Source organism: Ralstonia sp. GX3-BWBA (genome assembly GCF_003290055.1).
Taxonomy (GTDB): Bacteria; Pseudomonadota; Gammaproteobacteria; order Burkholderiales; family Burkholderiaceae; genus Ralstonia; species Ralstonia holmesii.
This window is the reverse complement of sequence record NZ_QMKS01000009.1, coordinates 1,227,660-1,242,801: the sequence shown is the minus strand read 5'-3', so window position 1 is coordinate 1,242,801 and position 15,142 is coordinate 1,227,660. Positions and strand designations below refer to the sequence as shown.

The 15,142-nt window shown below is 63.0% G+C and carries 16 protein-coding genes and 1 tRNA gene; 5 read left to right on the top strand and 12 right to left on the bottom strand.

What is annotated here, in order from left to right:
- Nucleotides 1-292: 292 nt before the first annotated feature.
- The 4 genes from DOD19_RS13425 to ftsY form a co-directional block, all read right to left on the bottom strand.
- Entirely contained in the window at nt 293-727 is a 435-nt protein-coding gene (locus DOD19_RS13425; protein WP_162634368.1) for a hypothetical protein, read from the bottom strand.
- Nucleotides 708-1,700, bottom strand: a complete 993-nt coding sequence (locus DOD19_RS13420; RefSeq protein WP_239498001.1) for a M35 family metallo-endopeptidase — start codon at nt 1,698-1,700, stop codon at nt 708-710. The genes DOD19_RS13425 and DOD19_RS13420 overlap by 20 nt, the downstream gene beginning before the upstream one ends.
- Before the next feature lie 11 nt (nt 1,701-1,711).
- The gene (locus DOD19_RS13415) at nt 1,712-2,074 is read right to left on the bottom strand and encodes a PAAR domain-containing protein (RefSeq protein WP_112185967.1); all 363 of its coding nucleotides are present in this window, start codon (nt 2,072-2,074) and stop codon (nt 1,712-1,714) included.
- 253 nt (nt 2,075-2,327) lie between these two features.
- Complete coding sequence (gene ftsY, locus DOD19_RS13410; RefSeq protein WP_112185965.1) at nt 2,328-3,512, bottom strand: signal recognition particle-docking protein FtsY; 1,185 nt, start codon at nt 3,510-3,512, stop codon at nt 2,328-2,330.
- 60 nt (nt 3,513-3,572) lie between these two features.
- Between ftsY and DOD19_RS13405 the strand changes: the two genes are divergently transcribed.
- The 5 genes from DOD19_RS13405 (at nt 3,573) to DOD19_RS13385 (ending at nt 8,163) form a co-directional block, all read left to right on the top strand.
- Entirely contained in the window at nt 3,573-5,069 is a 1,497-nt protein-coding gene (locus tag DOD19_RS13405) for a pitrilysin family protein (RefSeq protein ID WP_204360054.1), read from the top strand.
- Complete coding sequence (locus DOD19_RS13400) at nt 5,069-6,421, top strand: pitrilysin family protein (RefSeq protein ID WP_112185961.1); 1,353 nt, start codon at nt 5,069-5,071, stop codon at nt 6,419-6,421. Before DOD19_RS13405 ends, DOD19_RS13400 begins: the two co-directional genes overlap by 1 nt.
- Before the next feature lie 76 nt (nt 6,422-6,497).
- The gene (gene rsmD, locus DOD19_RS13395) at nt 6,498-7,148 is read left to right on the top strand and encodes a 16S rRNA (guanine(966)-N(2))-methyltransferase RsmD (protein WP_112185959.1); all 651 of its coding nucleotides are present in this window, start codon (nt 6,498-6,500) and stop codon (nt 7,146-7,148) included.
- A 197-nt stretch (nt 7,149-7,345) separates the two neighbouring features.
- Nucleotides 7,346-7,849: a pantetheine-phosphate adenylyltransferase gene (gene coaD / locus DOD19_RS13390; protein WP_004633426.1), complete on the top strand. Its 504-nt coding sequence runs from the start codon at nt 7,346-7,348 to the stop codon at nt 7,847-7,849.
- Nucleotides 7,850-7,899: 50 nt separating this feature from the next.
- Nucleotides 7,900-8,163, top strand: a complete 264-nt coding sequence (locus DOD19_RS13385; protein ID WP_004633424.1) for a YfhL family 4Fe-4S dicluster ferredoxin — start codon at nt 7,900-7,902, stop codon at nt 8,161-8,163.
- A gap of 67 nt (nt 8,164-8,230) precedes the next feature.
- Here DOD19_RS13385 and DOD19_RS13380 read toward each other — a convergent pair whose 3' ends face one another.
- The 8 genes from DOD19_RS13380 to DOD19_RS13345 form a co-directional block, all read right to left on the bottom strand.
- Nucleotides 8,231-8,878, bottom strand: coding sequence for a DUF4124 domain-containing protein (locus DOD19_RS13380; protein ID WP_112185957.1), 648 nt, complete (start codon nt 8,876-8,878; stop codon nt 8,231-8,233).
- A 24-nt stretch (nt 8,879-8,902) separates the two neighbouring features.
- Nucleotides 8,903-9,505 (bottom strand): aminoacyl-tRNA hydrolase, encoded by a 603-nt coding sequence (gene pth / locus DOD19_RS13375; protein ID WP_012761087.1) that lies wholly within the window; start codon nt 9,503-9,505, stop codon nt 8,903-8,905.
- 169 nt (nt 9,506-9,674) lie between these two features.
- Nucleotides 9,675-10,298 carry a 50S ribosomal protein L25/general stress protein Ctc gene (locus tag DOD19_RS13370; RefSeq protein WP_024976725.1) on the bottom strand — a complete coding sequence of 208 codons (624 nt, stop codon included), beginning with the start codon at nt 10,296-10,298 and terminating at the stop codon, nt 9,675-9,677.
- A gap of 152 nt (nt 10,299-10,450) precedes the next feature.
- Complete coding sequence (locus DOD19_RS13365; protein WP_004633415.1) at nt 10,451-11,401, bottom strand: ribose-phosphate pyrophosphokinase; 951 nt, start codon at nt 11,399-11,401, stop codon at nt 10,451-10,453.
- Between the two features lie 82 nt (nt 11,402-11,483).
- A tRNA-Gln gene (locus DOD19_RS13360) sits at nt 11,484-11,560 on the bottom strand.
- 50 nt (nt 11,561-11,610) lie between these two features.
- Nucleotides 11,611-12,480, bottom strand: a complete 870-nt coding sequence (gene ispE / locus DOD19_RS13355) for a 4-(cytidine 5'-diphospho)-2-C-methyl-D-erythritol kinase (RefSeq protein WP_112185955.1) — start codon at nt 12,478-12,480, stop codon at nt 11,611-11,613.
- 13 nt (nt 12,481-12,493) lie between these two features.
- Nucleotides 12,494-13,117, bottom strand: coding sequence for a lipoprotein insertase outer membrane protein LolB (lolB, locus tag DOD19_RS13350; RefSeq protein WP_112185953.1), 624 nt, complete (start codon nt 13,115-13,117; stop codon nt 12,494-12,496).
- The gene (locus DOD19_RS13345) at nt 13,117-15,054 is read right to left on the bottom strand and encodes a tetratricopeptide repeat protein (protein ID WP_112185951.1); all 1,938 of its coding nucleotides are present in this window, start codon (nt 15,052-15,054) and stop codon (nt 13,117-13,119) included. The genes lolB and DOD19_RS13345 overlap by 1 nt, the downstream gene beginning before the upstream one ends.
- Nucleotides 15,055-15,142 lie beyond the last annotated feature (88 nt).

Here is a 15,142-nt window from a genome sequence, read left to right as displayed (position 1 = left end):
CCCCCACCCCACCCAAGATGTTTCAGGCAATCGGATTTTTTATCCGAAGCCGAAAAAGCGAAGCCCGATACGGTTACCAGGATTGGTGCGATTATTTTAGTGAGATGCATCATAAACGCCGGTTGTGAAAAGTCGTGCCTCCGAAGCGCGCCTTGCGCGGACTCGAGTGTTGCTCCCGACGCGATAGGTCGGCAAGAACGCCCCTCTTGTCACGCAGTCAGCCGTGGATGCGGCCGCTACATGCAGGAGCGCGGAGGAGAGGAGCTTGTGCATTGAGGACAGCCAATGTCGCTTATCTCTTGGTAGGCATGTCGCCTTCAGAGCAGCACGGATTGGGGCACGCAGGCAAGATCGAGATCTCGACTCGCCGTCCGTTTCCTACATCATCTGACCGGTAGACGCCGTAGTGTTCATCCACCGGCACTTGGTTGAAGTGTTGGGTTTTCAGGATGGACACGACGGCTTGTAAGCGTGCTTTTGCCAACGCACGCGCGTTACGCTCATGGTCTTCTGCCCGCCCATCGACCTGAAGCACCTCTTGCGTCGGATACTTGATGCGCTGATCTACCATCCAATTCGCTAGGCGAAGTATTTCCGACGAAGATACCGCAGCGGAATCCGAAGAAAAGTACACATCAAAATTCTGACCCGGCATGCAGGCATACGTGACGCCGGCACTCAAGAGCAGAAACGCCGCCAGCGTATTTCTAATCTTCATAGATGACATAACCGGCGATGCTATCGGCGTTATGGAGCGTGATCTCCGGGTTGGATTTCGCAAGGTCTCGGCACTTCCTCATGAAGTAAACAGGATCTCCGGTGTTCATGGTGTCGTGGAAGTGCGATACCTCATGAATTAGCGTAGATACCTGCGAGTCCATGCTGTAGGCGAAGTCTCGTAGCTCGCAGAAATCCAAATGAATGGCGATCGTATGCGTTGCCGTATCTGGTGCGCATACCTCTGCGACAACCCCGAGTTTTTTCTTTGAGGCTGAAACGCAGCCGACATGCGTCATGGCTGTCTCGGAATAGCGAACAAAACTGCTCGGAGTTAGCCCAGACAGGACGTGACGTATGCGGGAAAGTCCGCCAGCTAGATAGTCCCGCGTTGCATTGCCGCTATTACCGAACCACTGTGCGACGCGAACCTGAGCGGCGGGAGACCATTCTGTTAATTCAGTTACGCGCTTATCGATAAGCGAAACAGCTTTGTCTCGTCGCAGCATGACCATTCGAGCGAACTCCGCGTTGCTCATGTTGGGGCAGATCAATTGGGGATCGTCTTCAAGCGTCGATTTCTGATCTGTCTCTTTGAGCGACGATGAGGGCAACGGCACCCGGTTATGGCCTCCCAGCGGCGCGGTGAAGGCTGATTTCGCACTGACCGAAACAGGCATTCCACTGCCCGCTCGATTCACCGCAACCCGAAACTGATCCGTCGAAGCAATCGCGCGAGGGGGACTGGCGCATTTGCAGAAGATCCACGCACCTTGAATGGCGAGCTGACGGCCGCCCGGAAGCCCAAACGCTGGGTAGGCGTCGTTGACTAGGTAGCCCACGGATTTGCAGGCTGGGCAAGTTGCCAGATCACCTTCCGCAGCCACCTCTTTGCCGTGGAACCGCATTCTGCCGGTGGCAATGATGGCGCCACCCGTCGTTGTTAAGTCACCATGTCTGAGGCCGGGGCGCATGTCTTCCATGATCGACCCCCTCAGATCACGCTGTCGGTCGCCGGCTCCGGACGGTACGCCGGGTCAAGCAGGCCGATGATGGGGGTGTCCGCCGGTTCATCGAAAGTCAGGGCCGTGATTGGTGACGAAACAATGGTGTCGCCGTTGCTCAGTGGGCTCCCAATGATGGCAGCAGGCCGGTTATCGTCCACTAGTGCAATGCCTGCACCCGCAGTAATGACGGCCGTGCTGCCGTCTGGGTAGACAGCTTCATCGCCTACAAGCAAGAGCGTGTGTCCGCTATCACGAATGCTGCTGGAGCCCTGAGCGATTTCGCCGCCGTTGGCTGTCTTCGCGCCGTTGAACGCCGCAACGTAGACCTTGCCGGATTGTGTGTCTTGCATCTGCCATCTCCACATGAGAGCACTTCGCTGAAGTGCTCCATTGGAGCAGCGCCAAGCACTGAATCTCAATCAGACAATTCCAATTCGGTGGGTGTTTGAAATCAGCGCAGGGGGCATGCTGATCGGAGGGCTACCAGTTGAGCCTTAATACACGCGATGTGCTGGTAAATGCTGAGCACCGATAAGTTCGACCGCAAATAGAAACGCCCTGAGCAATTCAGGGCGTTTCTGTGTAACAAGGTTTCGCAGGACGTTATCCCAACAACGCGTCAGCAAATTCCCGCGCAGAGAACGGCTGCAGGTCTTCAACCTGCTCACCCACGCCGATGAAGTACACCGGCACCGGACGCTGCCGTGCGATGGCGGCCAGGATGCCGCCCTTGGCAGTGCCATCCAGCTTGGTGACGATCAGGCCCGTGAGGCCCAGCGCTTCATCAAAGGCTTTGACTTGCGCGAGGGCGTTCTGCCCCGTGTTGCCATCGATCACCAGCAGCGTTTCGTGCGGCGCCGTGGCCATCGCCTTGGCGGTCACGCGGCGCACCTTCTTGAGTTCTTCCATCAGGTGCAACTGCGTCGGCAGGCGGCCGGCGGTGTCGGCCATGACGATGTCGATGCCGCGTGCGCGTGCGGCGTTCACCGCATCGAAGATCACGGCGGCCGGGTCGCCCGATTCCTGCGCCACCACCGTGACGTTGTTGCGCTGACCCCAGATCACGAGTTGCTCTCGCGCGGCGGCGCGGAACGTGTCACCCGCGGCCAGCAGCACCGATTGGCCGTAGGTCTGGAAGTGCTTGCACAGCTTGCCGATGCTGGTCGTCTTGCCGGCGCCGTTGACGCCCGCGATCATGATCACCATCGGCTGTTCGCGGCCGAGCACCATGGTTTTTTCCAAGGGGTGCAGTAGCTCGACCAGCAAGTCGCGCAGGGCGGTCTTCACGCCTTCGGCGGTTTCGATGCGCTGAGCTTTGATGCGGCGGCGCAGTTCGCCCAGCAGGTATTCGGTGGCGTCGACACCAGCGTCGGCCATCAGCAGCGCGGTCTCCAGTTCTTCGAACAGCGCTTCGTCCACCTTCACGCCAACGAACAGCGTGGTCAGGCCCTTGCTCGTCTTCGACAGGCCGGAGCGCAGGCGCGACATCCAGCCCTTGCGGGCCTGTTCGATCACGGCGGGCGTGGGCACGGTCTCGACATCGTCGGCTTGCACGTCGAGTGCAGGCTGCACGGCAGGTGCGTCCGGCACGGCAATGTGAGCCGGGAGGGCGACAGGTACGGGAGCAGGCGCAGCGACGGGCTGGGGGGCTGCAACCGGGGCGGGTACGGGCGCGGGGGCAGGGATGGCAGCCGGGGCAGGTGCCTGCGCGGCTTCAGGCGCCGCTGCGGGCGTGGGTTCGGCGGCCGGTTGGGGCTCTGCCTTGCGCTTCTTCCAGAAACTAAACATCGTAAAAGGCAGTCTATTTCGCCGTTAGAATCAAGCGTCGAATTTTATCAGACAGCCCTTATGCGCTCTTCCATGCGAATCGTTTCAAACCGGGCTCGGTCGCGAGTCTGGCAATTGGCTGCGACGGCCCTGGCGGCAGGCCTGCTGGCCGGCCATGTTGGCGCGCAGGAACTTGCTGCTGCGCCCGGGCGCCCGGTGGCCACCGCCAGCGGCGCCAAGGTGGGTGCCAGCCAGTCCGACACGCACGAATACAAGCTGCCCAACGGGCTCCAACTGATCGTCAAGGAAGACCACCGAGCCCCCACCGTGGCGCACATGGTCTGGTATCACGCCGGCAGCATCGACGAGCACAACGGCACCACGGGTGTCGCCCACATGCTTGAGCACATGATGTTCAAGGGCACCAAGGCTGTCGGCGCCGGCGAGTTCTCTCGCCGCGTGGCAGCCCTGGGCGGCCGTGAAAACGCCATGACCACGCGCGACTTCACGATGTATTTCCAGCAGATCGAGAAGTCGCACTTGGCCGATGTGATGGGGCTTGAAGCCGATCGCATGGCCAATCTCCAGCTGACCGACAAGGAGTTCAAGCCGGAGATGAACGTGGTGAAGGAGGAGCGCCGCATGCGCATCGACGACTCCGCCCGTTCCACCGTCTACGAGCAGATGCTCGCCACGCTGTTCAACGCCGCGCCGTACCGGAACCCGACCATTGGCTGGCCGGGCGATCTCGACACGATGACGGTGCAGGACGCGCAGAACTGGTACCACGCCTGGTACACGCCTAACAACGTCACCGTGATCGTCGCGGGCGATGTCAACCCCGATGAAGTCTTCCGCCTCGCACAGCGCACCTACGGCAAGCTCAAGCCGCATGCGCTGCCGCGCCGCTACGCGCAGGAAGAGCCCAAGCAGATTGGCGTGAAGCGCATCTGGGTGAAGGCGCCTGCCGAGAACCCGTATGTTGTGCTGGCATACAAGGTGCCGCGTTTGATCGATGTGGAAAAGGACGTCGACCCGTACGCGCTGGAAGTCCTGTCGGCCGTGCTCGATGGCTATGACAACGCGCGCCTATCGAGCCAGCTCGTCAAGGGTGAAAAGCGTATCGCCGACGACGTCAACGCCGGCTACGACGGCCTGAACCGCGGCCCCTCGATCTTCCTGATGGACGGCACGCCCGCCGACGGCCACACCACCGCCGAGATCGAACAGGCCCTGCGCGCGCAGATCGAGCGCATCGCCAAGGAGGGCGTGACCGATGCCGAACTGAAGCGCGTCAAGGCGCAGGTTGTGGCCGCCCAGATCTACAAGCGCGACTCGGTGTTCGGCCAGGGCATGGAGATCGGGATGAACGAGATGAGCGGTCTGTCGTGGCGGTCCATTGATCGCCAGCTTGAGAAGATCAAGGCCGTGACGTCGGCGCAGATCCAGCACGTGGCGCAGACGTATTTCAGCGAAGACAACCTCGTCGTCGCCACGCTGCTGCCGCAACCGATCGATCCCAACAAACCGGCGCGCAAGCCTGTTCCTGGCATGCGCGAAGAAGGAGGGCTGCGTTGATGCGCGCCATGTCTCTGACCCTGAAGACGGCGCTGGTCGCCATTGTTGCCGCGGCGGCGCAGAGTGCTCTGGCCGCGCTGCCCATCGAACACTGGACGGCCCCGACCGGCGCGCGCGTGTTTTTCGTGCCGAGCCCGTCGATCCCGATGCTCGACATCAATCTCGACGTGGATGCGGGTTCGCGCTACGAGCCAGCGGCGAAGGTTGGCCTCGCCTCGCTGACGGCCGGCATGCTCGACAAGGGCGTCGCCGCGCAGGGCAACGCGCCCGCGCGCGATGAAGCGGCAATTGCCGATGCGTTTGCCGATGTGGGTGCGAGCTTTGGTGGCGGTGCGGGCGGCGATCGCACAAGCCTGCGTCTGCGCACGCTGTCCGACCCGAACGAGCGAGGCCCGGCCATCGCGCTGATGACGCAGATCATCTCGGCGCCGACCTTCCCCGACGCCGTGCTCGCGCGGGACAAGCAGCGCCTTGTGGCGGCCATCCGCGAATCGCTGACCAAGCCGTCGGTGCTGGCCGAGCGCGCGTTCGGCAAAGCCATCTACGGCACGCATCCGTACGGGCAGACCGCTTCGCCGGAAACGGTGGAGAGCATCACGCGTGACGACATCGTGCACTACTACCAGGCCAACTACACGGCCAAGCGCGCAGTGGTGACGCTGATCGGTGCGATCAGCCGTAAGGAAGCCGAGGCCATCGCCGAGCAGATCACGCGCGGCCTGCCTGCTGACGGCGCCACGCCGCCGGTGCTGCCCGATGTGAAGATGCCACTGGCGAAGGCCGAGACGATCCGCATTCCGCATCCGGCGCAGCAGGCGACCATCATCCTCGGCCAACCGGGCATTGCGCGCGGCGATAAGGATTATTTTCCGCTGCTGGTCGGTAATTACGTGCTCGGTGGTGGCGGTTTCAGTGCGCGCCTGACCAACGAAGTGCGCGAGAAGCGCGGCCTGACGTACAGCATCGGCAGCTACTTTGCGCCCGCCGCGCAGCCCGGTCCGTTCGAGTTGGCGCTGCAGACGCGCAAGGACCAGACCGAAGAAGCGTTGGGCGTCGTGCGTGACACCGTTGCCAAGTTCGTCGCCGATGGCCCGACCGACGCGGAACTGAAGGCCGCCAAGGACAACCTCGTCAACGGTTTCCCGCTACGCCTGGACAGCAACCGCAAGCTGCTGGACAACGTGGCCAACATCGGCTGGTACAACCTGCCGCTCGACTACTTGGACACGTGGACGCAGCGCATCGCGGCTGTCACGCGTGACCAGGTGCGTGCGGCATTCCAGCGCGCGCTGCAACCGCAGACCATGGCGACGATCGTGGTGGGCGGTCCGGGGAAAGTCGCTGCGAACTGACGCACGGCGGCTGAATCCGAAAAACCGGCGGCATCTCCCGCCGGTTTTTGTTTGCGCTGGCACTACAATCGCGCCCATGGCACCTCGTACCTCAAAAGGCCCTAAGGCCAAGACCACCACGTCGCATGCGCGCGCACCGCAGCAGGTTCGCATCATCGGCGGGCAATACAAGCGCACGCCGCTCCCGGTGGTCGACGCCGACGGCTTGCGCCCGACCAGCGACCGCGTCCGCGAAACCGTTTTCAACTGGCTCGGTCAAGACCTGACCGGCTGGCGCTGCGCAGATATCTTTGCCGGCACTGGCGCGCTCGGCTTTGAGGCGGCTTCGCGCGGCGCTGCGCACGTGACGCTCATCGAAAACCACGCCCCGGCCGTGCGCGCGTTGCACGCCATCCGCGACAAGCTGGGCGCACGTATGGTCGACATCGTCTCCGGCGACGCCTTTGCCTGGCTCGCTCGCCAGCCCGATGCTGCGCTCGATGCGGTGTTCATCGATCCGCCGTTTGCACAGGACTGGACGTTACGGGCATTGGAAGCCGCAACCCGGGTGGTCAAGCCAGGAGGCGTGATCTACGTTGAAGCGGCACAGGCGTTGGTGGATGTGAGTACTGATTCACATGGCGACGAGCCGACCGCCGGTATCGCGTTGCCTGCCGATCTGGTGCTTCACAAACACCTGCGCGCCGGTGCGGTGCATGCACATTTGCTGCTCCGCAAAAACGGTTAAACTACGCCGCTCGCAACCGATGCATGAGCATCGAGCGGCACCCGCAACGCCGGTGCCCTCGGTCGGTATCGGTGGCCCAGGCGGCAGGCTCGGGACCTGCCGCGCTCGATAACGCAATGGTGTCCGAATGCAGTACCGGCGCGGCCATGTCCCACGCCGACGCTTGCGGATGCTCTTTTCCCCTTGGTGGAGGAACCATGGTGATCGCGGTTTATCCCGGCACTTTCGATCCGTTCACGCGCGGCCACGAAGACCTCGTGCGGCGTGCGTCCAATATCTTCGACGAGCTGATCGTCGGGGTGGCGCAGAGCCCGAACAAGCGGCCGTTCTTCGCGCTGGAAGAGCGCATCGAGATCGCCCGTGAAGTGCTCGGCCATTACCCCAACGTGCGGGTGGAAGGGTTTTCCGGCCTCTTGAAGGATTTCGTGCGCAAGAACGGCGCACGCGTCATCGTGCGGGGCCTGCGTGCCGTGTCGGATTTCGAGTACGAATTCCAGATGGCCGGCATGAACCGCTACCTGCTGCCGGACGTGGAAACCATGTTCCTCACGCCGTCGGATCAGTACCAGTTCATCTCGGGCACGTTTGTGCGCGAAATCGCCGTGCTTGGCGGTGATGTGAGCAAGTTCGTGTTCCCGTCGGTCGAAAAGTGGCTCAAGGAAAAGACCGGCAAGACGGAAGGGTCGGGGAAATCGGAATAAAATGACGCTTTGGCGAGCGCTGGCTCGCCGGCCATTTCAAGGAAGGCATCATGGCGCTCATAATCACCGATGAGTGCATCAATTGCGACGTATGCGAGCCTGAGTGCCCCAACGGCGCGATTTCGATGGGCCCGGAGATCTACGTGATCGACCCGGGCAAATGTACCGAATGCGTCGGCCACTTTGACGAGCCTCAGTGCCAGCAGGTCTGTCCGGTGGATTGCATTCCCAAGGACCCGGCCCATGAGGAAACGCACGAGCAGTTGATGCAGAAGTACACTCAGCTCACCTCAGCACCACCACGCGCAGCGTGAGCACACAAAAAAGAGACGGCTTTGGCCGTCTCTTTTCATTGGTACCTACCGTTCGTGGGCATTACGTTTACTGGATCGGCAGCAGATCTTCCGGCCCTTCGTACGCATAGCCCGGTTCGCAGACGATGCGGTAATGCGGGTAATGCGGATGCAGTGGGCGCGGCACGATGGGTGTGGGCGCCAACGGTGCTTGCGCGAACGGCTTCGGGCCATTGCCAGGTTGGCGTAGCGCGCCAGCAGCCGGCGCGGGAGGTTGGCGGATCACCGGCATCGGCGTCGGATAGGGTTGCGGGTATGGCGCCGGGTACGGTAACGGCCCCACGTAGACGCGATGGCAGTAGCGAACGCCTTCCTGCGCAACCACCACTTTCTGTCCTTGCTCGCGGCGCGCCTGTTCGGCAGCCTGTGCGGCCATCTGGGCTTGGCGGGCATCTTCCGCTGCCTGCGCTTTTCGGCGTGCCGATTCCATCTGCTGCACTTCGGCGGCTTCGGCGCTAGCGCGTTCGCGGGCAGCCTTTTGATCGGCGGCGCTGGGCGTGTTGTCGATCATCGGCACGGGCTGCGCGCGCGTACCGCAGGGGTGGTCGGAATAGGTCGTCTGGCCGTTTTCGCTGCAGCGATACACCTGCGCTTGCGCCGGCAGACTAGCCGCCAGGCCGAGCGCCAGACCCGCCAGCACGGCGGCGCGTGAGGTCAGTATGGCGAACCGTGTCATGGCGGTGTCCTCGGTGTTGGCGGATCAGCGTGCGGTGTGCAGGCGCATCATGGCTTTCTCGGCGTTGCCGGCAATCAGCTCGGGCAGCGCATCCAGGCTCTGATCGATGGCGCGATCGATTAGGTCCTGCTCTTCCTTGCGAGGCGCCTTGAGCACGAAGTTGGCAACGTCATGCTGGCCGGACGCTGCGGTGCCCGGCGGCAACAGGTTGCGCGGGTGGCCGATGCCCAGCCGCAGCCGCCAGAACTGTTGCGTGGTCAGATGTGCCGCAATGTCCTTCAAGCCGTTATGGCCACCGGAACCGCCACCGAGCTTGAGCTTGACAGCGCCGGGTGGCAAATCCAGTTCGTCATGCACGACCAGGATTTCATCGGGCATCACTTTGTAGAAGCGGGCAAGCGCCACGGTGGCCAGGCCCGAGCGGTTCATGAAGGTTTGCGGCTGCAGCAGCCACACCTCGTTGCCCCAAAGGTTGGCGCGCGCTGCATAGCCGTGAAAGCGCGTCTCGTTGCGCAGCGTCACGTTGCCCATGCGCGCGAGTTGGTCGACCAGCCAGAAGCCGGCGTTGTGTCGCGTCGCCGCATATTCGGCCCCCGGATTGCCGAGGCCGACGATGAGTTTGATCATGCGATTCGTATCAGGTTGAGGTGCAGGAAGCGCCCCTTGATCGTACAAGCATAGCTGCTTTCCGCAGCCTGGAGGCGGTGCGGCGCGCGCCGCTCAGGCGGAAAAAAAGCCCGGCGAGACAGGCTCGGCGGGCTTCTTTCGCTCGCACCGAAGTGCGAGGTGCGGCAACTTAGGCTGCCGGCTTGTCTTCGCCTGCAGCAGCGCCTTCTTCGGCGGCAGCGGACTTCTCGCCGGCCGGCACGCTGATGTTGGCAACAGCCGGGTTCTCATCGCCACCGTGGGTGAGGATGGTCACGCCCTTCGGCAGCTTCAGGTCAGCGATGTGCAGGGTCTGGCCGATTTCCAGCGTACCCAGATCCACTTCGATGAACTCGGGCAGGTCGGCCGGCAGGCACGACACTTCAACGTCGTTCAGGATGTGGTTCACGATACCGTGGCCCAGCTTCACGCCAGGAGCAGTTTCCTGATTCATGAAGTGCAGGGGCACCTTGACGTGGATCTTTTCCTTGGCCGACACGCGCTGGAAGTCGACGTGCAGAACCAGTTGCTTGAACGGGTGCAGTTGGAAGTCACGCAGCAGCGCCTTTTCCACCTTGCCAGCCACTTCGATGTCGAGGATCGACGAGTGGAAGGCTTCCTTCTTCAGCGCGTGGTACAGCGCGTTGTGATCGAGTTCGATCAGCTTCGGCTCGGCGCCAGCGCCGTAAATGATGGCCGGCGTCTTGCCGGAATTGCGCAGGCGGCGGCTCGCACCAGTGCCCTGAACGCTACGCTCGAAAGCGACAACTTTCATGATTGCTCCAAACGAAAAAGACGACTCGCGACCAAGCCGTCTGGTGAACGGGGCGCCATATTGCGCCCCGCAGACACCGCAGAAGTGCCGTCTAGTCGACGTTTTCTGCAGTAAAGCCTTGAATTATAACAGTAAGCCGCTCGGGTGCTGAATCATTCCGCAAACAGCGACATGATCGAGTCACCGCGCACGATGCGGGTGAAGGTTTCGGCCAGCAGCGGCGCCGTCGAGAGCTGGCGGATCTTGCCGCACTTGATGGCGTCTTCGCGCAGCGGAATGGTATCGGTCACGACCACTTCGTCGAGCGCCGAGTCTGCGATGCGGGCAGCTGCGCCACCCGACAGCACCGGATGCGTGCAATACGAAAACACTTGCTTGGCGCCGCGCTCCTTGAGGACCTGCGCGGCCTTGCACAGCGTGCCGCCGGTATCGATCATGTCGTCCATGATCACGCAGTTGCGGCCGTCGACTTCACCGATGATGTTCATCACCTCAGCGACGTTGGCCTTCGGGCGACGCTTGTCGATGATCGCCAGATCCACGCCGAGTTGCTTGGCGAGTGCACGTGCGCGCACCACGCCACCGACGTCAGGCGACACCACCAGCAGGTCTTCGTAGTTCTTCTTGCGCAGGTCTTCGAGCAGGATCGGCGACGCGTAGATGTTGTCGACCGGGATATCGAAGAAGCCTTGAATTTGGTCAGCGTGGAGGTCCATCGTCAGTACGCGCTCGACGCCGGCGACTTCCAGCATGTTGGCCACGACCTTTGCCGTGATCGCCACACGCGCCGAACGCGGGCGACGGTCCTGGCGGGCATAGCCGAAATAGGGAATGGCGGCCGTGATGCGGCGGGCAGACGCGCGCTTGAGCGCATCGACCATCACCATCAGTTCCATCAGATTGTCGTTGGTCGGGGCGCAGGTGGATTGCAGGATGAACACGTGCTTGCCGCGCACGTTCTCCTGAATCTCGACCTGGACTTCACCATCGGAGAATCGGCCGACGAGGGCCTTGCCTAGGGGAATGCCTAGGTGCTTGACGACAGCTTCGGCGAGTTTCGGGTTGGCGTTGCCGGTAAAAACCATCAAGCCTTCGCTGCTCATCGGGGCACCTGTTTTTCGACTTCAGACGCGCCGGTTAGTTAAAGCACCAACCGGGCTATTGCTGGAAACATGAGGAAGAAAATGGCAGGGGCGGAAGGATTCGAACCTACGCATGCCGGAATCAAAATCCGGTGCCTTAACCAGCTTGGCGACGCCCCTACACAACCTATTGGTTACCGCCTCCATTGCAGAGGCGATAACTGCAAACCTTACACAGCAAATCCTGCGAGCGGGTGATGCGTCAGACCTGCCGCATACCGACCTTCCCATTCGGAAGGCACCTGATCCGCTACCGCTTGCGCATGCTCGACGTTGTCGAACGGAGCAAATACGCAGGCGCCGGATCCGGTCATTCTTGCCAGAGGGCTGAATTGACGCAGCCAGACAAGTGCTCGGGCGATTTCGCCGTATTTCCTTTCCGCCACCGCTTGTAGGTCGTTGCGACCGTAAGCGAAAACAATTTGTTGGTCAGGAAAGTCCGTAATTATGGTGAGTGGCGTATCGCGTGTCAACCCTTCATCGGAAAAAATTGCGGGGGTGGGCACATGCACGCGTGGGTGAATCACCACGAAGGCAGCCGGCGGCAGCGTGACGGGCGTGAGTTCTTCGCCGATGCCCTCGGCGAAGGCGTTCTGGCCGAACACAAAGAAGGGCACGTCGGCGCCGAGCTTGAGGCCGATCGCCATCAGTTGCGTGCGTGGCAGATCGAGGCCCCAGAGGCGATTGAGCGCGAGCAGCGTGGTGGCTGCATCGGACGAGCCACCGCCAATGCCACCACCCATCGGCAGACGTTTCTCGATGGCGATGTCGACGCCGTAGGTGCAGCCGGTTTCCGCTTGCAGCAGACGCGCGGCGCGGATGACGAGGTCATCATCGGCGGGCACGCCCGGAATATCGGTGATGCGCACGAGGCGGCCGTCGGTGCGGCGCGTGAAATGGAGCGTGTCGCACCAGTCGATCAACTGGAAGACAGTTTGCAGCAAATGGTAGCCATCGGGCCGGCGGCCGACCACGTGCAGGAAGAGGTTGAGCTTGGCGGGCGCTGGGCAATCACGCAGCTCGGCGGGTGCGGAAGACATGACGAGCGAGGCGTTACTGGTCGAGCACGAGCCGCACCGAGAGCGGGCCATTGGTGCCCTGCGGGCGATCAAGGTCGAGTCGGCGGATGCTGACCTTGGCGCCGTCGGAATTGTTTCCGTCGTCAGTCCAGGCGACGTAGTGGACAGTCCAGCCGTTCTGCTCGATGGTTTCGGGGCGCGATTGCGCATCACGTGCCACGCGTGCCGGTGTGCCGGGAGCGGGGCGGGCGCGCAGCCAGTCGCGCAGGCCGGAGACAGGCAGCGAAAAGCCGAGCGCATCCTGCATCAGCGTGTCGACTTCGGGGGCGCGGCGCGGCGGCTGGTTCGGCAGCTCAAGCGTGGCGCCCTGGTTGCTCTGGCTGACGATGGCCAGCGTCTGGCCCAGCGGCGACATCAGCTCAAGCTGCACGTCGGGTCCGCGCTCACGCCAGAGGAAGTTGCCGACGGCGCTTTGCTCGGCGTTGTTCTGCGTGTAACGGGCTGAGAAGCGACCCTGATAGCGCGTGATGGAGGCATCGGCGTCTTGCGTGCCGGCGAAGAGATCGTTAGCTGGCCGCAAGCTTGCGCAGCCGCTGAACAGCGCGCAGCCAGCGCCGAGCATCAGCGCGCCAAGCGCGCGCGTGAACCGCATCGCCATCAATTTGCACTCACGGGAACATTGGGCACCGGCTGACCGAAACGGCGCAGCGTGTCGCGCAGCGTGGTGTCGTTCACGTCGAGCTTGGACGCTTCAGTCCAGATCTGGCGCGCGTCGTCCTGCTTGCCCGATTGCCACAGCACTTCGCCCAGGTGCGCGCCGATTTCGGCTTGCGGGGCGGCAGCCCACGCCTTGCGCAGGATGTCTGTGGCGGCGGGCAGATCGCCGCGACGGTATTTGACCCAGCCCAGGCTGTCGGCGATGTAGGGATCATCCGGCGCCAGCGACACCGCTTTCTCCAGCAACTCCTGCGCTTCCTGCAGGCGCACGTTGCGATCGGCCAGCGAATAGCCGAGCGCGTTGTAGCCGATGGCCTGGCCGGGGCGCAGGTCGATCACCTTGCGCAGCAGCGTTTCCATGTTGTCGTAGTGCCCGTCGTGCTCTTCGAGCATCGCCAGTTGGTACGTGTACTCGACGTTGTCCGGGTCGCTCTTGAGCAGTTCGTTGACGCGGGCCCGGGCGCGGCCGTAAGCCTTGGCGTCCATCAGCATGCCAATTTCTGCCTGGCGGATGCCGTCCATCAGGGCCTGGCGGCGCGGGCCGTCGGGCACGTCTTCGGAATCGGCGACGAGCTCGTCGAAGGTCTGTTGTGCCTCGTCGATGCGGCGCAGCTTGCCGAGCAACTGGCCGCGCTTGATGCCGGCTGCCAGCGCGGTCTGGCCATCGGCGTCGCCGTTGGCGGAACCAGTGATCTTGTCGACCCAGCCCAGCGCGCCGGCGTAGTCGCGTTTTTCCTCGGCCAACTGGGCGAGGCCCTGGTAGCCAGGTTCGGGGCTCAGGGTGGGCGACTTGGCGGTGGCGGTGACGTATTCCTTCAGGTAACGCTCGGCGTCATCGTACTGGCGCTGCTGCAGGTTCAGCAGGCCCAGTGCAAGCGTGATGCGCGCATCGTTGGGCGCGATCTTCTTGAGCGTTTCGAATTCAGCGCGCGCCTTGTCCTGCTGATTGCGCACGAGGTACATGCGTGCGAGCGCCAGGTGGCCATCGATTGAGGCTGGCGCGGCTTTCAGGAAACTGCGCAGGCCGGCGATGGCGGCATCGGGGTCGCCGTCGGCACGCAGTTCGGCAGCGAGGATGGCGGCGTCTTCATAACCGGGGCGCAGCTTGAGCGCGGTGTCCAGTTCCGTCAGTGCGCCGGGAATATCCTTGGCGGCAACCTTCGCGCGGGCCAAGGCCAGATGCGTTTCGGGGCGCTGCATGTCATGCGAGGCGATGCGCTGCAGCGCGCCTACGGCACCCGCCGGATCGCTGCTCTTGGACATCTGCTGCTGCAACTGCAGTAGGGCATCGGCACGCTGGCCGGGCGAGACCTTGTTCAACTGCGCCTGCAGCATCGGCTCGACTTCCGACCACTGGCCCGTCGCCACCAGCAAGAGCTGCTGCACCTGGCGTGCCGGCATGGACGTTGGCGACAGTTCCACCCACAGGCGCGAGGCGGTCAGCGCTTGTGCGGGGGAGCGCGTCAGAAACGCGATTTCCGTGGCGCGCTGGGCAAAGCGGGGGTCGCGCGTGTCCTGTGCGAGCGCGAGGTAAGTGCGGTACGCCGGTTCGACCAGCCCACGCTGCAGCGACACTTCCGATGCCAGCACGCGGTACATGATGTCTTCAGTAAGCGCGACGCGCGGCAGATCGGTGCGCTCCGAACTCAGCACGCCCGTGCGCGGGCGGGAGCGTTCAATCTGGATGGCTGCGCGGCCGCCCGTACCGCCTTCCTGTGCCGCCTGGGCAAGGAGCGGGGCGCCAGCAACCGACTGCGACGACCAGGCCGGCAGGCTCGTCAGCCCTCCCGCCACCAGCGCGGCCAGAAGGGCCGTTCGGCTGCGCAGGAATCGCCGCGGGCGTTGCGTCGCGGGCGAACGGGAGAGGGCGTGAGGCATGGTCTCGAAGCTCCGGATGGGGGTTCGGGGCATTGTAGCCTGACCGCTACAATCGCCCGCATCGTAAAAAAGGTTGGAGCAGCACATG

Bases quoted from the DNA above. Each gene is read 5' to 3' on its own strand.
- ispE (WP_112185955.1), bottom strand. From the start codon at position 12,480: ATGTCTTCCGCACCCGCCGAGCTGCGTGATTGCCCAGCGCCCGCCAAG.
- DOD19_RS13405 (WP_204360054.1), top strand. From the start codon at position 3,573: ATGCGCTCTTCCATGCGAATCGTTTCAAACCGGGCTCGGTCGCGAGTC.
- DOD19_RS13415 (WP_112185967.1), bottom strand. From the start codon at position 2,074: ATGCAAGACACACAATCCGGCAAGGTCTACGTTGCGGCGTTCAACGGC.
- rsmD (WP_112185959.1), top strand. From the start codon at position 6,498: ATGGCACCTCGTACCTCAAAAGGCCCTAAGGCCAAGACCACCACGTCG.
- lolB (WP_112185953.1), bottom strand. From the start codon at position 13,117: ATGGCGATGCGGTTCACGCGCGCGCTTGGCGCGCTGATGCTCGGCGCT.
- coaD (WP_004633426.1), top strand. From the start codon at position 7,346: ATGGTGATCGCGGTTTATCCCGGCACTTTCGATCCGTTCACGCGCGGC.
- DOD19_RS13400 (WP_112185961.1), top strand. From the start codon at position 5,069: ATGCGCGCCATGTCTCTGACCCTGAAGACGGCGCTGGTCGCCATTGTT.
- DOD19_RS13365 (WP_004633415.1), bottom strand. From the start codon at position 11,401: ATGAGCAGCGAAGGCTTGATGGTTTTTACCGGCAACGCCAACCCGAAA.
- DOD19_RS13370 (WP_024976725.1), bottom strand. From the start codon at position 10,298: ATGAAAGTTGTCGCTTTCGAGCGTAGCGTTCAGGGCACTGGTGCGAGC.
- DOD19_RS13425 (WP_162634368.1), bottom strand. From the start codon at position 727: ATGTCATCTATGAAGATTAGAAATACGCTGGCGGCGTTTCTGCTCTTG.
- ftsY (WP_112185965.1), bottom strand. From the start codon at position 3,512: ATGTTTAGTTTCTGGAAGAAGCGCAAGGCAGAGCCCCAACCGGCCGCC.
- pth (WP_012761087.1), bottom strand. From the start codon at position 9,505: ATGATCAAACTCATCGTCGGCCTCGGCAATCCGGGGGCCGAATATGCG.
- DOD19_RS13380 (WP_112185957.1), bottom strand. From the start codon at position 8,878: ATGACACGGTTCGCCATACTGACCTCACGCGCCGCCGTGCTGGCGGGT.
- DOD19_RS13345 (WP_112185951.1), bottom strand. From the start codon at position 15,054: ATGCCTCACGCCCTCTCCCGTTCGCCCGCGACGCAACGCCCGCGGCGA.
- DOD19_RS13385 (WP_004633424.1), top strand. From the start codon at position 7,900: ATGGCGCTCATAATCACCGATGAGTGCATCAATTGCGACGTATGCGAG.
- DOD19_RS13420 (WP_239498001.1), bottom strand. From the start codon at position 1,700: ATGGAAGACATGCGCCCCGGCCTCAGACATGGTGACTTAACAACGACG.